Annotated in this window: 5 protein-coding genes and 3 pseudogenes; 7 read left to right on the forward strand and 1 reads right to left on the reverse strand. The window is 47.5% G+C overall.

Features of this window, described 5'->3' with window-relative positions; all coding sequences use genetic code 11:
* Position 1: 1 nt before the first annotated feature.
* Positions 2-3,046, reverse strand: a complete 3,045-nt coding sequence (locus DW830_RS02795; protein ID WP_119248810.1) for a SusC/RagA family TonB-linked outer membrane protein — start codon at positions 3,044-3,046, stop codon at positions 2-4.
* A gap of 283 nt (positions 3,047-3,329) precedes the next feature.
* On the opposite strand from DW830_RS02795, the gene DW830_RS02800 reads away from it, so the two are divergent.
* The 7 genes and pseudogenes from DW830_RS02800 (at position 3,330) to DW830_RS02830 (ending at position 18,098) form a co-directional block, all read left to right on the forward strand.
* Positions 3,330-4,355 carry a LacI family DNA-binding transcriptional regulator gene (locus DW830_RS02800; RefSeq protein ID WP_119248783.1) on the forward strand — a complete coding sequence of 342 codons (1,026 nt, stop codon included), beginning with the start codon at positions 3,330-3,332 and terminating at the stop codon, positions 4,353-4,355.
* Between the two features lie 32 nt (positions 4,356-4,387).
* A pseudogene (locus tag DW830_RS02805) lies at positions 4,388-5,700 on the forward strand (MFS transporter).
* A 143-nt stretch (positions 5,701-5,843) separates the two neighbouring features.
* Positions 5,844-8,521: pseudogene (locus DW830_RS02810) on the forward strand (4-alpha-glucanotransferase).
* A 217-nt stretch (positions 8,522-8,738) separates the two neighbouring features.
* A pseudogene (locus DW830_RS02815) lies at positions 8,739-10,873 on the forward strand (glycoside hydrolase family 97 protein).
* A gap of 146 nt (positions 10,874-11,019) precedes the next feature.
* Complete coding sequence (gene pulA, locus DW830_RS02820) at positions 11,020-12,990, forward strand: type I pullulanase (protein WP_119248811.1); 1,971 nt, start codon at positions 11,020-11,022, stop codon at positions 12,988-12,990.
* Positions 12,991-13,071: 81 nt separating this feature from the next.
* Positions 13,072-14,997, forward strand: a complete 1,926-nt coding sequence (locus DW830_RS02825; RefSeq protein ID WP_119248784.1) for a glycoside hydrolase family 13 protein — start codon at positions 13,072-13,074, stop codon at positions 14,995-14,997.
* Positions 14,998-15,119: 122 nt separating this feature from the next.
* A complete protein-coding gene (locus DW830_RS02830) occupies positions 15,120-18,098 on the forward strand; it encodes a two-component regulator propeller domain-containing protein (protein ID WP_119248785.1) in 2,979 nt (992 codons plus the stop codon).
* Positions 18,099-18,165: the final 67 nt, after the last annotated feature.

Here is an 18,165-nt window from a genome sequence, read left to right on the forward strand (position 1 = left end):
ATTAGAAGTTGAGGTTCAAACCAATCTGGAAACTCATTGGACGTGGATATGGATTGCTGTCGATACCACTGGTTACCTCTGGGTCGATACCCTTATATTTTGTAATGATGAATGGGTTCTGTGCTGTGAAGTAGATACGTCCGCTGCAAGAATTCTTGATCAATGCAGGGAAGCTGTAGCCCAATGTAATATTGGTGCACTTCAAGTAAGAAGCATTACGTACAAAGTAATCACTCAAGTAGTTCTGGGCAACTGTCAAACCTGTGAAACCGAGCTTAACGGCCTCTGGAGTGGTGTTGCTGAATGAACTGTTAGAGTAAAGACCTGATGGCGAGATGGAAGCTCTGTTGGCCAAGAAGTCATAATATACGTAGTTACCCAAAGATGCACGGAATGCCATGCTGAAGTCCCAGTTCTTATAAAGGAACTTAGTGGTGAGACCCATGATTACATCTGGAGAAGGGTTCTTGTAATAGTAGCGGTCATCGTCGTTAATCTGACCATCAGCGTTACGATCTACATACAGACCCTCGATAGGCTTGCCATTCTCGTCATATACCTGCTGGTAAACGAAGAAAGAGTTGACTGCTTCACCCACCTTGTTCTTCAAGATCTTTGTGTTGTTACCGCGAGAAATCTTGTCTCCTGTCCATACCCAGTCCTGAGCACCGGCATCAAGAGAAGTAATCTCATTGTGATTCCAACCTACATTATAGGTAATATCCCATGTAAAGTCCTTGGTTACGATAGGCTTCACGTCGAATGCCACCTCAACACCATAGTTCTTGAGGGAACCTACGTTCTTCAACAGGTTATCACCGAATGTGGTACCTGCTGGTACGTCAACTGTTGCCAACAAATCGGTTGTCTTGCGATAGTAACCATCAATGTTGAAAGAGAAACGGTTGTTGAGAGCAGCGAAGTCGATACCTGCATTCCATGTTGTGGTCTTTTCCCAAGTCAACTTGTCGTTATACTTGTTAGGACGTACAGTCTGGTGATAGTCGTTACCGAAAGGATACTGAGCATAAGAGTTACCTACTACATAAAGTGGAGCATAGTAGAAGTCATCGATACCATTCTGCTGACCAGTCTTACCCCAACCTACACGGAATTTGAAATCATCAAGCCATTTTACATCTTTCAGGAAGCCCTCGTTGTTGATCTTCCAGGCAAAGGCTGCTGATGGGAAGTAGCCCCACTTATGACCTTTGGCGAAACGAGAAGAACCATCGGCACGGAATGTGGCGGTAATCAAGTAGCGGTCGAGAAGATTATAGTTCAAACGGCCGAAGTATGATACCAGAGAGTTGTGGTTAGCCCACTCCTGCTCGCTGCGCTTTGATGGGTTGTGCTGCCAATTGTAGTAACCTGTCTCCTCGTTGAGGACTGGGTTATTTGCCTTCAGATATTCATCTGTACCAAAGCCCTGGTTGTAGCCATGTCTGTGGTAGTGGCTCTGCTCGGCACCTGCCATAACATCGATGTCGTGAACACCAAACTTATGAGCATACTGTGCATAGGCATTACCAATCATATTGTATTTCCAATAGTGAGTCATACCAGCCCAACCGAAATAGTTGTTAGAGTATGAGTACTTGGAAATCTCATCGCTTTGCTGTGTAGAGGTGTACTGAGCACCCAAGCTTGCATGCAGATGCAAATCCTCGAAACCATGAATCTTGTAATCTACCTCGAAGTTGCCGCTGTAGTCACGGGCATGAGCTATAGTTTCTTTCTGATTGAGAAGAGCTACTGGGTTCTGGGCAGCATTAGAGTTGGTAGTATTCTTCCAGTTAGGGTCTGTCATATCATCAGCCTTGTTAATCAAGTTCTGATAGTAACCGCCTGTAACTGCATACTGGTCGCCTTCACCAAAAACAGGTTCTGTTGGATTCATAGACAAAGCTGCACCGATAGCGCCGCCTGCATCTGCATAGCGATCCTTCTCATACATGAACTTACCTGTGAGGTTGAAGTTCAAGTGCTTGTCGAGCAATGATGGAGCCAAGTTGAGGGAAGCGTTGACACGATTCATCCAACTGGTTTTTACGATACCATTTGAGTTGTTGAAGCCTACACTGGCACGATATGGCATGTTCTTCAAACCGCCCTGTACGCTTACGTTATGGTTGGTTGAAACTGCTGTGCGGAAAATCTCATCCTGCCAGTTGGTATCAGCATTGCCTAATTTGGATGCATCAAGACCATTGACAGAGCCGACAAGTTCCTTGTACTGAGCAGCGTTCAAAACATCATATTTCTTCTGGATAGTAGAAATAGTTACATCACCTGTGTAAGAAACAGAAGGCTTCTGACCATTGCGACCTTTCTTAGTAGTGATGATGATGACACCATTAGAAGCACGGCTACCATAAATAGCGGTAGCAGAAGCATCCTTCAATACGGTGAATGACTCAATATCGCTAGGATTGATCATAGCGAGAATATTACTCATACCTGTAGCTGTCTGGTTATCAATAACCAAACCATCTACTACATAGAGTGGGTCGTTTGATGCATTCAGAGAAGCACCACCACGGATACGAATCTGAGCACCTGCACCAGGTGTACCACCAGCAGTCTGTACATCTACACCCGCAATCTTACCAACTAACATATCTGATGCGTTGTTGGTGATACCCTTAGAAAGCTCATCTGGCTTGATGGCAGTAACAGAACCGGTCAAGTCGTCCTTCTTAGCACGGCCATAACCGATGACTACGACTTCGTTCAAAGCCTTAGAGTCATCTGCCAAGATAATCATCATGTTAGATGTGGCTTTGATAGTCTGTGGAGTCATTCCCAGATAAGTGAAAGTAAGATTAGTACCTGGAGCTGCGTCAACAGAGAAGTTACCATCCATGTCGGTAATACCTATAGCCTTACCGTTCACTGTAATGGTAGCACCCATGATTGGTTCACCGGAAGCATCCTTCACATGTCCCTTAATCGCATTAGTCTGCGCAAAGGAACTCACCGTCAGAAGCAGACCACCTGCGAGGGTCAATGCTCTGAGAGGTAATTTAATTTTTACCTGCTTCATCATTTGCTTGATTTTTAAGTTTATGTTTATACTATTGTTATTCTTAAAATGAATATTCTGCTTTTAGTCTCTGGCCTGTTTATGTAAAGAGGTCGAGTTGTCTAATTGTTTATTCTTTCTGGGTGCAAAATTAAAGTCTTTTTCGATACGATGTACTATTTTTCAGTTAATTCCGTTATTTCTTATGCGCAAACGTTTGCATTCCTTTTGCTTGATTTAGGTCAACAAAAAAGGTGCGAAATAGCGGATATTTGCCTAATTTTGCAACGTGATTTAAAACAACATGAACGAAAATAACAACATAACAATGAAAGATATAGCTCGCGAACTGGGAGTCAGTGTTGCTACAGTGAGCCGGGCGTTGAAGGACAGTCCTAGAATCAGTGCTGCCCAGAAGGAGCGTATCCAGACTTTTGCGCGTGAACATAATTTCTTTCCGAACATGCTTGGTGAGGCTTTGCGCCATAGCAAGGTACAGCCGATGAAGGTCATCGGAGTCATTGTGCCGGAGTTCGTACATTATTATTTTATGTCCGTCCTTTCGGGCATAGAGGAGGAGGCGAGAGCCCGCGGATATCGTGTGATGGTGGCTCAGAGTAACGAAAGATACGACAAGGAAGTGGCCATCTGCGAGGACTTCTATAAAAATAAGGTATGCGGTATCATCGTATCACAGGCGAAGGATACCAAGCAGTACGCACATTTCGAGAAGTTGATGAACAATGGTGTGCCGCTCGTCTTCTACGATAGAATATGTACGGGCGTGAACTGCTCCCGAGTGGTAGTAGATGACTATATGGGTGCCTTTACCGCCGTGACTCATCTCATTGATACGGGCTGCAAGAAGATAGCCTTCTACGGTTCGCCGATGAATATGGAAATCTCCAAGAACCGTTATAACGGTTATCATGATGCTCTGGTGAAGCACGGATTGACGGAGAACCCCGACTGGGTGAGAATCTGTGACAACCGTGCCCAGGCAGAGGTGGTTACACCAGAGATATTGAGGGAAGAAAATCATCCGGATGCTTTCTTCGCCATCAATGATGATACGGCGATAGGCATTCTCTATACTGCCAAGCGAATGGGCTTCGATGTGCCGAATGACATCAGTATCTGCGGCTTTACCAATGGTGACAGAGCCAAGGCTTGCGATCCGATGCTCACCACGGTAGAACAGCGTGGAGTGGCAGTAGGCGAAGAGGCTGCAAACATTCTCATTGGTCTGGTGGAAGGATCCAATCCTACGCATGACGTTGAGAAGCGAGTGGTAAGAACTCGTCTGGTGGTAAGAGGAACTACAAGATGACAACGAACATAGAAATCTAAAATAACAATAATATGACACAAAAACCTGATTTAAGTTTCTGGAAGCTCTGGAACCTGAGCTTCGGATTTTTCGGTGTACAGATCGCCTACGCTCTTCAGAGCGCCAACATCTCCCGAATCTTTGCAACGTTGGGTGCTGATCCACACAACTTGAGCTATTTCTGGATTCTCCCTCCATTGATGGGAATCCTTGTACAGCCTATTGTCGGCACATTGAGTGACAAGACCTGGTGCCGTTTCGGTCGCCGCATCCCTTATCTCTTTGTGGGAGCCACGATAGCCGTACTCGTGATGTGCCTGCTGCCGAATTCCGGTTCTCTTGGTCTGACGGTAAGCGGAGCGATGCTCTTCGGCTTGATTGCCTGATGTTCCTCGATACGAGCATCAATATGGCGATGCAGCCTTTCAAGATGCTTGTAGGCGATATGGTAAACGAGAAGCAGAAGGCAAAGGCTTACTCTATCCAGAGTTTCCTCTGCAATGCCGGTTCTGTAGCCGGATATATCTTCCCATTCCTCTTTACCTTCCTGGGTATCAAGAATGTAGCTGATGAGGGCGTGGTGCCTGATTCTGTAATCTGGTCGTTCTACGTGGGCGCTGCTATCCTCATCCTCTGTGTCATCTATACCACGATGAAGGTGAAGGAGTGGAATCCTCAGCAGTATGCCGAATACAATGGGGTAGCCGGTGAGGTGGAAAAGGAAGAAGAGGGCAAGGCTGACTGGATTACCCTCTTGAAGAATGCGCCTTCTACTTTCTGGAAGGTGGGTCTGGTTCAGTTCTTCTGCTGGGCTGCTTTCCTTTATCTCTGGAACTATTCTACAGGTGCCATCGCTGAGACCGTATGGAATACCACCGATCCTAAGTCGGCTGAGTTCCAGGAGGCTGGCAACTGGGTAGGTATTCTCTTTGCTGTTCAGGCAGTAGGTAGTGTGCTCTGGGCTGTGGTTCTTCCTCAGTTCAAGAACACCAAGATGGCTTATAGTGTGAGCTTGATTATAGGTGGTGTGGGCTTCGCTCTCATCCCATTCCTGCATGATCAGTATCTGCAGTTTATTCCATTCCTGATGATTGGTGCCGGCTGGGCTGCCATGTTGGCGATGCCTTTCACTTTCGTGACCAATGCTCTGCAGGGTTATGGCCACATGGGCGCTTACCTGGGCTTGTTCAACGGAACCATCTGTATTCCTCAGATTGTGGCTGCCATCTGCGGTGGAACTGTTCTGAGTCTGGTTGGTTCTCATCAGAGCGATATGATGATTGTGGCTGGCGTGTTGCTTATCGCCGGTGCATTGTTTGTAGGCATTATTAAAGGTCATGAATGAGTGTATAAGTAAAACCCGTGCAAACGTTTGTGCAGGATTTGTCTGAAATTGTGCACATAGAAATTATATACTTACGATTTTTTTTGCTAATTTCGCACTGAAAATAATAAAATTAAATATAAACTAACTTCTAACGGACTCTTATGACGATACATTTTCATATAGAATACGGAACAATGTTCGGCGAGCAACTCGTCTTGAACATACAGGAGGATGATGAAGAAAAACTGAAACTTCCTATGGCTACTCTCAATGGTAAGGAGTGGTCGGTTGACTGGTGTGTAAAACAACCCGCCAAAGCCTATACCTATTATTATAGTGTAGAGCGAGACGGCGTGGTGGTTAAGACAGAATGGCTTCTTGTTAAGCATCGTCTGGAACTTACAGCCCTGAAGGCTAATAATCTGACCCAGTATGATCATTGGAAGGTGATTCCAGAGGATGCATATCTCTATAGCAGTGCCTTTACAAACTGTATCAATCATCAGGCTCCTGAAGAGATGAAGGAGCAGAATGATGCCAAGACCGTGCGCCTCGTGGTGCGTGCTCCTCAGCTTCGCGACGGTGATTGCTTAGGTGTTGTGGGCGCTGATAACCTGTTGGGCGCATGGAATGCCAAGAAGATGCTGAAGATGACTCAGCACTCTTATAATGAATGGGTTGCAGAACTGGATGCTGCCCATCTGCAGACTCGTCACATGGAATTCAAGTTTGTGGCTTACAATGAGAAGAAGGATTCGCTGATCTGGGAAACATCCATGAACCGCACCATCGACCTTCCTGAGATGAAAACCGGTGATGCCATTGCTTATGAGCTGGACCAGGTATTCTTCGCTCTTTACAATCGCAAGCTTGCCGGAACCCTGGTGCCAGTATTCTCTCTGCGCAGCGGGAAAAGTGCCGGTGTAGGCGATTTCGGCGATCTCAAGACGATGATAGACCTCGTGGCATCTACCGGTCAGAAGGTTCTTCAGCTTCTGCCAATCAATGATACCACCATCACCCATACCTGGACGGACAGCTATCCATATAGCTGCATCAGCGTCTTTGCTATCCATCCGATGTATGCCGATCTGAATGCCTTACCTGCATTGAAGGACAAGAAGGCTTGCGAGCAGGCAGAGAAGACCCGCCAGGAGCTTAATGCCTTGCATCAGATTGATTATGAGAAGGTGAATGATTTCAAGCAGGATTATCTGCAACAGATATTTGCACAGGAAGGTAAAGAGATGATGTCGGGAGCCGATTTCAAGGCTTTCTTTCAGGAAACGCGACAGTGGCTCGTGCCTTACGCACAGTATTCTTACCTGCGTGACAAGAATGGCACCGCCGACTTCACTCAGTGGCCAGACCATAATGTCTGGGATGAGGCTGAGCGCAAGGATTTGACCAACCCTGAAACCGAGGCATACCAGAACGTGGAGTTCTTCTACTTCGTGCAGTTCATTCTGAACAAGCAGATGCAGGAGGCACACGAGCATGCCAAGGCTAAGGGTGTCATCCTGAAGGGTGATATTCCTATCGGTGTGCATCGCCATAGTTGTGATGTGTGGATGGAGCCTAAGTACTTCAACCTGAATGGTCAGGCGGGTGCTCCACCGGATGATTTCTCCGTAAACGGACAGAACTGGGGATTCCCTACCTACAACTGGGATGAGATGCTGAAGGACGGCTGCCTCTGGTGGACCCGCCGCTTCCAGAATATGTCGAAGTTCTTTGATGCTTACCGCATCGACCACGTGCTCGGCTTCTTCCGAATTTGGGAAATCCCAGTGAATTGCGTTCATGGCTTGCTCGGACAGTTTGCACCAGCTCTCGCCATGACCCGTGGGGAGATTCAAGCTACGGCTTGAACTTCCAGGAGGACCGCTTCACACGTCCGTTCATTACCGACTGGGTATTGGACCGTATGTTCTATGAGCGTGCCGATGAGGTGAAGGAGAAATATCTCGACCGTCTGGATGAGGAGCGCTATCAGATGAAGCCTGAGGTAGATACCCAGCGCAAGGTAGAGGCTCTTTTCCAGGATGTAACTGATGAGAAGGAAATCTGGTTGCGTGATGGCTTGTATGCCCTGATCAGCGATGTGCTCTTTGTGCGTGACCGCAAGGACCCTGAACTCTTCCACCCACGTATCTCTGCACAGCTCGACTTCATCTACGAGTCGCTCTATGATAACGACAAGGCTGCGTTCAACCGTCTTTACAACGACTACTTCTACCGTCGCAACAACCAGTTCTGGTATGGCGAGGCGATGAAGAAGTTGCCTAAGCTGGTTCAGGCTACCCGTATGCTGGTTTGTGCCGAAGACCTGGGTATGGTGCCTGATTGTGTGCCATGGGTGATGGACGAGTTGAAGATTCTGAGCCTGGAGCTCCAGAGCATGCCAAAGGACCCAACGGTTAAGTTCGGTCATCTGAGCCGTAATCCATACCGCTCAGTCTGCACCATCACCAGCCATGATATGCCAACCTTGCGTATGTGGTGGGACGAGAACATCTCCCGCACCCAGGAGTATTACAACACGATGCTCTATCGTGAGGGACCAGCTCCTCATCCGCTCCCAGGTTGGTTGGCAAGAGACATCATCGCCCGTCACCTGGCGTCTCCATCTATGCTCTGCATCTTGAGCGTACAGGATTGGCTCGCCATTGATGAGAAGCTCCGTCTGCCGGATGCTGAAGCCGAGCGCATCAACATTCCTGCCAATCCAAAGCACTACTGGCACTATCGCATGCACCTCAGTCTGGAGGAGTTGGTTGCCAACAAGGAGTTTATGGCTAACATTACAGACCTTGTGGCACAGGGCGGACGCAATTAAGCGGGTGACTCTTCAAACAAGGAATGAAGGTGTGCAACCGTTTGCACATTGCTATACATCAAAATACCCTTCTATTTTTAGGAGGGTATTTTTGTTTTTCGTATCTTTGCAAGCAATAATGCAAGTGCGTGCAACGGAAGCTGTTTTCCTGATTGCCGGTGCTGCTATATCCCATAGTCTAACGAATAAACAAACGAATAAACAATAGGTAAACAGAATGAAGAAACTGAATTTATTAGTGATGGGTCTCTTGCTCCCGATGTTGGCAGCAGCCCAGACCGTCAAGTCGCCTAACGGCAACGTCTCGGTAACTTTTTCTTTATCCGAAAAGGGACAGCCTACCTACGAGATGAGCTATAAGGGAAAGACTGTATGTAAGCCATCTCATCTCGGATTGGAGCTGGCTAAGGATAAGCATGCCTCTAAGGGCATGGAAGAAACCAGTCTGATGGATGGTTTCACAGAGACTGGCAGCAAGACATCGACCTCGATGAGACCTGGAAGCCAGTATGGGGTGAGACTGCTACCATCCGCAACAACTATAACGAGATGGAGGTAAACCTGAACCAGGCTTCCTCTAAGCGTAACATCACCATCCGTTTCCGTGTATATGATTATGGTATGGGCTTGCGCTATGAGTTCCCTCAGCAGGAAAGCCTTAACTATTTCGTCATCCAGGAGGAGCATACACAGTTTGCCATGGCAGGTGATCATACTGCCTATTGGATTCCTGGTGATTACGATACCCAGGAGTATGACTACAACATTACTCCGTTGACAGGTATCCGCCCAATTATTGCGAAAAACCGTGAAGCTTACAAGAGCAATTCATCTACCACCGTCTTCTCTGATACCGGCGTTCAGACCTCTCTCCAGATGAAGACCAAGGATGGACTCTATATCAATATCCACGAGGCTGCCTGCCTGGATTATCCAACCATGCACCTCAATCTGGACGAGAAGACATTGACCTTTGAGTCTTGGCTCACTCCTGATGCCGTGGGCAGAAAGGGATTCATCCAGACTCCGTTCAATACTCCTTGGCGTACCGTGATGGTAAGCGATGATGCCCGTGATATGCTTTCATGCAAGTTGACGTTGAACCTCAACGAGCCTTGCAAGATCGAGGATACTTCATGGATTCATCCTACCAAGTACTGCGGTGTATGGTGGAACATGATTGTAGGTACCAAGTCCTGGAGCTATACCAACGACCTGCCATCTGTTCGCCTCGGTGTAACTGATTACAGCAAGTGCAAGCCTAATGGTACCCATGGTGCAACCAACGAGGAAGTAAAGCGCTACATCGACTTTGCAGCCAAAAACGGTTTGCAGGAGGTGCTGGTAGAAGGCTGGAACGAAGGTTGGGAAGACTGGTTCGGTCATCAGAAGCTCGATGTCTTCGATTTCGTAACTCCATATCCTGACTTCGATATCAAGATGCTCAACGACTATGCTCACTCTAAGGGTGTGAAGCTGATGATGCACCACGAGACATCTTCTGCAGCTCTCAACTACGAGCGTCACATGGAGGATGCCTTCAATCTGATGAACAAATATGGCTATGATGCCGTGAAGACCGGTTATGTGGGCGATATCATCCCAAGAGGTGAGTATCACTACAGCCAGTTGATGAACAATCACTACCAGCGTGTGGTTGAAACTGCAGCCAAGCATCATATTATGGTGAATGCCCACGAGGCAACCCGTCCTACAGGTATCTGCCGCACCTGGCCTAACCTGGTGGGTAACGAGAGTGCCCGTGGTACAGAGTACGAGTCATTTGGCGGCAATAAGTCTTATCACACCGTGATGTTGCCATTCACCCGTCTGCAGGGTGGTCCGATGGATTATACCCCTGGTATCTTCGAGACCAAGCTTTCTGAGTGGAGCAACAATCAGAGCTATGTTCATTCCACACTCTGTGGTCAGCTTTCTCTCTATCTCGTAATGTACAGTCCGCTGCAGATGGCAGCCGATCTTCCTGAGCATTATGAGAAGTACGACGATGCCTTCCAGTTCATTCGCGACGTAGCTTGCGATTGGGACGATTCCAAGTATCTGGAGGCAGAGCCAGCTAAGTATATCACCGTAGCCCGCAAGGCTAAGGGTACCAATAACTGGTTTGTTGGTGGCAAGACTGATGCTGCCCGTACATCCGTAGTAAAGCTCGACTTCCTGGATAAGGGCAAGAAGTATGCTTGCGCTATCTATCAGGATGGCAAGAATGCAGATTACGAGAAGAATCCTAAATCTTACCAGATCATCCACAAGACTGTGAAGAAGGGTGATGTCTTGAAGATTAATGAAGCACGTGGTGGTGGTTTCGCCATCTCACTGCTCGCTAAATAATTTTGGGGAATTTGAGAGATGTCAGGGATAAGACCATAACCTCGTGTTATGAGGATGATTTCCTGACTTCTCTTGAATTCCTTTTCCCATTTTAAAACTAGCAGTTTAATGACCATAGTTTAATGACTAACAAGAACTTAAATAATATGAACATTCAGAAACTAATAATTGCAGCATTGACAGCTACTGTTTTACCAACTTCATTGAGTGCGCAGCAGACATTCAATGAGATGATGTATTCCAAGGAGAAAACCATGTTTGTACTCAATGCCCCAACAGCCGGCAAGTCTTCTGTTACCATCCGTCTTTATAAGGATGGACAAAAAGGTAAGGCTTACAAGACGCTGAAGATGAAGAAGATGGGCGATGAGCGATGGGAGGCTACCGTGAAGGGCGACCTGAAGGGTAAGTTCTATACCTTTGATATCGGTAAGGGCGAAACTCCGGGAACCTTTGCCAAGGCGGTAGGCGTCAACGGAAACCGTGGCGCCATCGTAGATCTCAATGATACCGACCCTGTGGGATGGGACAAGGATGTGCGTCCTGCCATCCAGTCGCCAGCCGACCTCGTTATCTACGAGCTCCACGTGCGTGATTTCTCCATTTCTCCTACATCGGGCTTGAAATATCAGGGCAAGTATCTCGCCCTCACCGAACCTAAGGCTATCGAATATCTCAAGAACCTCGGCATCAATGCCATCCATTTCCAGCCGGTATTCGATTACGCTTCAGTAGATGAAACCAAGCTTGATAAGCCTCAGTTCAACTGGGGCTACGATCCAAAGAACTATAATGTGCCGGAAGGCAGCTATAGCACCGACCCATATTCTCCGGGAACCCGCATCAAGGAGTTCAAGGAGATGGTGATGGCACTTCACAAGGCTGGCATCCGAGTGATTTTCGATGCCGTGTATAATCATACCTTCGATATCAACGGCAGTAACTTCCAGCGTACCTATCCTGACTATTACTATCGCAAGACCAAGGAGGGCAAGTATAGCGATGGTTCAGGCTGCGGCAACGAGACTGCATCAGAAAAGCCTTTGATGCGCCAGTTTATGCTTGAGAGCGTGAAGTACTGGATTGATGAATTCCATATCGACGGCTTCCGCTTCGACCTGATGGGTGTTCACGATATCGAGACCATGCAGGCTATCCGTGAGATGGTAAACCGCATCGATCCTAGTATCTATATCTATGGTGAGGGCTGGAGTGCAGGCAGCTGTGCTTATCCTACGGAGAAACTCGCCATGAAGGCGAATACCCATCAGTTGAATGGTATTGGCGCTTTCAGCGATGATATGCGTGATGCCCTTCGTGGTCCTTTCTCTGATGACCATAAGGGTGCGCTCCTGGCTGGTCTTCCAGGACAAGAGGAGAGTCTGAAGTTCGGTATCGTGGGTGGCATCGCTCATCCGCAGGTGGATATGAATAAGGTGAATTATGACAAGAAGCCTTGGACCAATAATCCAACCGAGCAGATCAGCTATGTAAGCTGCCACGATGATATGTGTCTGGTAGATAGATTGAAGGCGAGCATCCCATCCCTGACAGACAAGAAAATCTCTGAAGAGATGCGTACTGCTGAGTTGCTCCGCATCGACCAGCTTGCCCAGACCTGCGTGTTTACTTCGCAGGGTGTTCCTTTCATCCTTGCCGGCGAGGAGATGCTTCGCGACAAGGAGGGAGTGCACAACAGTTACAATTCTCCAGATAGCATCAACCAGTTTACCTGGACCAATCTGCAGAAGTATCCACAGGCATTCACCTTCTATAAGAATCTGATTCAGCTCCGCAAGAACCATCCAGCCTTCCGTCTTTCTACAGGCGATAAGGTGCGTCAGCATCTGGAGTTCCTGCCTAGTCAGGATGCCAATGGTAACCAGCAGACTTGCCTCGTAGGTTTCCAGCTCAAGAACCTGGAGGGCATCGATGCCTGGAAGCAGATCATTGTTATCTATAATTTCAACAAGCAGGCAAAGAAAATGCAGATTCCTGAGGGCAATTATACCGTGGCTTGCTGCAATGGTGTTATCAACGAGGAAGGTTTGGGCTTCATCTCCGGAAAGGAAGTAGAGGTTGCCCCTCAGTCTGCCTTGATTCTTTATCAGAAATAGTCTATATATAATAAGGTGTAAGAATAGTCTATATATATAATAAGGTATAAGAATAGTCTATATATATAATAAGGTGTAATTATGAAAAAGATAATAGCTTCATTAGTGCTAATGGGTAGCGCAATAAGTATGAACGCGGCAGTCAACGTAAGTCGCATTGAACCTACCGACTGGTATGTGGGCATGAAGGATGCTTCGCTCCAGCTGATGGTGTATGGAAAGGATATCAAGAATGCCGATGTTACGGTGGATTATCCGGGTGTGAAGGTGGATAGCATCGCCCGCCTCGATTCTCCTAACTACTTGCTGGTGTATCTCAATCTCGATGGTGCCAAGGCAGGAGAGATGACGCTCAACTTCAAGCAGGGCAAGCAGTCGAAGAAGGTGAAGTATGTGTTGAAAAATCGCGAGATGGCGGGTGACAAGCGCATCGGTTTCTCTAACGAGGATGTGCTCTACATGCTGATGCCCGACCGTTTTGCCAATGGCAATCTGAAGAACGATGCATTCAAGAACATGCGTGACAAGACCTGCGACCGCACGGCACCAAGTCTTCGTCATGGTGGCGACCTGGAGGGAATCCGTCAGCATCTGGATTATTTCAACCAGTTGGGTGTAACCGCCCTGTGGTTTACTCCGGTTTTGGAGAACGACAGTCCTAATGATGGCAAGAACAGTACCTATCATGGCTATGCTACCACCAATTACTATCGTGTAGATCCACGCTTCGGAACCAATGCAGAGTATAAGCAACTCATTGATGAGGCTCACAAGAAAGGTTTGAAGATAGTGATGGATATGATTTTCAACCACTGTGGTTTCGAGCATCCTTGGGTAGCCGATATGCCATCGAAGGATTGGTTCAATAGCCCGGAATGGCTTGCTCCTGAAAACCAGACTCCAGAGCATCAGAAGAAGATTGGAACCGTGGATGGTGCAGCCAAGGTAAACGACAAGTATCTGCAGACTAGTTATAAGTTGACTCCTGTGCTCGACCCATACGCCAGCAAGGTAGATTCCCGTGAAACCGTGGATGGCTGGTTTGTGCCAAGTATGCCTGACCTCAATCAGCGCAACCCACACGTTATCAAGTATCTGATTCAGAACAGTGAGTGGTGGATAGAGACCGTTGGCATCGACGGCATTCGTATGGATACCTATCCATACGCTGACCGCGATGCGATGGCACACTGGATGAAGGTGCTGGGCGAGGAGTATCCTCACTTCAATACCGTAGGCGAGACTTGGGTAACCGAACCTGCCTATACTGCAGCTTGGCAGAAGGACAGCAAGCTTTCTGAGAAGAACAGCTATCTGCCAACCGTTATGGATTTCGCCTTCTTCGACCGCATCAACAGTGCAAAGAAAGAGGAGACCGATGACTGGTGGAACGGTATGAACCGTATCTATAATGTATTCTGCTACGACTATCTCTATCCGAACCCAAAGAGCGTGATGGCATTCGTAGAGAACCACGATACCGACCGCTTCCTGGGTGAAGGCAAGGATACTCTGGCTTTGAAGCAGGCGTTGGCACTTCTCCTCACCGTCAACCGCACCCCACAGCTCTATTACGGAACCGAGGTGCTGATGAATGGTACCAAGAGCGTAACCGATGGCAATGTCCGCAAGGACTTCCCTGGAGGTTGGGCAGGTGACAAGCACAATGCCTTTACTGCCGAAGGAAGAACACAGGCTGAAAACCAGATGTTCGACTGGCTCAGCCGATTATTGCATTGGCGCCAGGGCAACGAAGTCATTACCAAGGGCAAGCAGACCCAGTTCTGTCCTCAGAAGGGTGTATATGTCATTGCCCGCCAGTATAAGGGAAAGAGCGTGATGACCATCATCAATGGCAAGAAGGAAGCCAACGAACTGAATGTTTCCCGCTATGCTGAGATTATCGGCAATGCAGAGAAGGCTACGGATGTAACGAATGGCCGTACCGTTCTGATCAACAAGAACGTGAAGCTTCGTCCTCGCCAGACTATGATACTCGAATTCTAGAAAAAACTCAAGAAAGTGCCTAACGGTGTATTTTTACACTGATAGGCACTTTTTTCTTGTATTTATTCTTTTGTTTCAAATATTCTTCGTACTTTTGCAAGCAGATGGTATAAAAGAAATTAATGACTAGATACATTCTTTCCCTGATAGCAGCATTATTCATAACCTTGAGCAGTTTTGCGCAAGGCAGCCTTCCTAGTCGCTTTAATGTAAGCTATCTCAATATGGCGGCAGGAATGCCTAATAATTTTGCGGATGATATTTTCCAGGATTCATACGGCTTCATCTGGATCAGTACACATGGCGGTGGACTGGTACGTTATGATGGATTCAATTATATGAACTTCAATCTGGGCTCATCCGGTATCAGTCTGCGAAGCAATAGCTGTCGCAATGTCTATGAAGATCATTTCAAGCGCCTTTGGATAGCTTTCGAGGAAGGTCCGCAGGTGCTCGACCTCAAAACGATGCAGCCCGTCATTCCACCTTGTGAGAATGAAAAGGTAGAAACTCAGCTCAAAAAGGCACTCAAGAACCTTTGCACCCGAATGTATTGCGATGCCAAGGGAAATGTATGGATGGTATCCATCAATCTCCTAACCCGATTCTCCTTCAATGAGAAGGGCGAGGTGAATAGTGTCTTGTCTATCAGCTACCCTTATAATGCTCCTGATCTCGGTCTTTGCGATGTATATGGCAATGGCACGGTTGTGCTGTGCAACAATGGAGTCGTAAACGAGTTCTCTGTCAAGAACAATCAGTTTGTAGCTAAGAACATCTCGTCTCTGTTCCCTAAACTCGATTCCCGTTATGCGGGAGCCGTCATATCTTATCACGGAAAAATCTGGTTGGGAACCAACCGTGGCTTGTATAATAGTGCCAATCAGGAGTTTCATGCTTCAGGCACAGCTCATTCACTCCAGCATGAGGTGGTAACAAGTCTTGCCATCACAGAGGATGATAAGCTCCTGGTGGGTACCCTCTGTGGTGTGGATATTATAGATGACAAGACTGGTACGATCGAACATTGGAATTGTAGCAGTGTGAATCCGTTGAGTAGCAACTTCGTGAACAGCTTGTTGTCTAAGGATGGACAGATTTGGGTAGGTACCGAAACTGGTGGTATTACCAAGTTGGCACCACGCCAGTTGCAGCTGGAATTTTTCAAGCACGATGCAGCGAATCCAGCCAGTCTTTCTCCGAATGCGGTGAATGCGATGTATGCAGCCCCGGATGGCACCCTGTGGGTAGGAACCGTAGAGGGCGGACTCAATGCTCTGGCTCCTGGCAGCAGGAACTTTACCCATTATACGATGGCAAATTCCGGCTTGCCCCACAACAGTGTTTCCACGCTTGCTGCTGATAACTGGGGAAATCTGTGGATAGGCACCTGGGGTACGGGCATTGCAGTGATGAATCTCCAGCAGCCGGGCAGGATCATTCCTCTTGTGGTAGATGCCAAGCATCAGCCTTTCCTGAATTTTGCAGGAGCACTGGTGTATGATCCTATCAATGATGGTATGTGGCTGGGAACCAATGATGGTCTCTTCTTCTACGATTTGAAGCGTCAGCAGTTGATAGAGCCTTTCAAGGGCTGTCTGAATGTGCGTGGCTGCATCGGAAACCTGATTACACCAGATGGCAAGCTCCTGATGGGATGTGTGCAGGGTATGGTGGAGATCAATCTGAAGTCCCGTTCTCGTGGAAAGGGCGAGTTTGCCGTCGAATATCATCCGTATAAGTTGGATGCCCCAGAGAGTGGCGTGATAGACAAGATTCTCTCTTTCTGTCTGGCGAAGGATGGCAAGATCTGGCTGGGCAGCAATGGCTACGGCTTGTATTGCTATAATTATAATAAGGAGGGAAAGACATACGTGAAATCCTTCACCACGAATAATGGTTTAGCCAACAATACCGTGAAGGGTATTGTAGAGGATAACCAGGGTATGTTGTGGATAGCCACGGATAATGGACTCTCCATCTTTAATCCGAAGACCGAGACCTTCAGCAGTTATTCCCGTAAGGACGGACTGCTCAGTTCGCAGTTCTATTTCAATGGTGCCATTCGTGATGCCAAGGGTAAGATTTACCTGGGTACTGATGAGGGATTGATGGCGGTTACGGGTGTGAACCATGCGGTTCATAACACAGCCAGACTACGCTTTACCGAACTTCTGGTAGATAACCAGCCGGTGTTTGCCGGCAGTGATTATCTGGACGATGATATATCCATTGCCAAAAGGTTGTGCATCCATGAGAGCGACAAGTCGTTTACTATCTTCTTTTCTGCCTTGAACTATGGCAGCGAGAGTCAGGGTGTATATCTCTATCGCATGAAGGGATATGAGAACGATTGGGTTCAGCTGAAACCGGGGCAGCACAGTGTGCGTTATTCTACCTTGCCGGCGGGCAGCTATCAGTTTGAAGTGAAGTATATTCCTTCCTTCGATTCCGATAAGGAGCAGGTTATCTCCGTAGATATCAAGGTGACTCCTTATTTTTGGAAGAGCTGGTGGTTTGTCTCCTTGATGGTGATAGCTTTCATCGCCTTCCTGCTCTACATCTATACCAGCAGACTGGAAAAGATGCGCGAACGCGAGGTGGAGGAACTCTATCGTCCGATAGAGGCTGCTCTGAAGGATAGTGATGAACCGGGCAAGTTGCAGAGTCGCATCCAGATGATTCTGGAGAACCAGAAGCGCTATCAGGATAGTCAGAAGAAGTCGATAGAAGCTGACAGGAAACAGGTAGCCGAAAAGGAGCGTCCGTTTATGGATATCGTGATGGAGGTGATGGAGAAGAACTACGATAACTCGGAGTTCGGTGTGCAGGAGTTGGCTGATGAAATGCGGATGAACCGCAGTGTGCTCAGTAAGATGCTGAATGCTGAGGCTGGTCAGCCTACCGCCCAGTTTATCCGCAACTATCGTCTCGACATCGCGAAGAAGATGATTACAGAAAATGTGGCAAACCGGAACATCACGGAAATAGCCTATCGTGTGGGCTTCAATGATCCGAAGTATTTTACCCGTTGCTTTACCAAGCAATATGGTGAATCACCTTCCGCTTTCAAGGAATCTCTCGAGAAGGAAATGAAATAATGAGTATGTATTTATATCAAATCGCTTGACCTGTGTCAAGCGATTTTTTTGTTTGTATGTTAGCTTA

Source organism: Prevotella sp. AM34-19LB (genome assembly GCF_003468525.1).
Taxonomy (GTDB): Bacteria; Bacteroidota; Bacteroidia; order Bacteroidales; family Bacteroidaceae; genus Prevotella.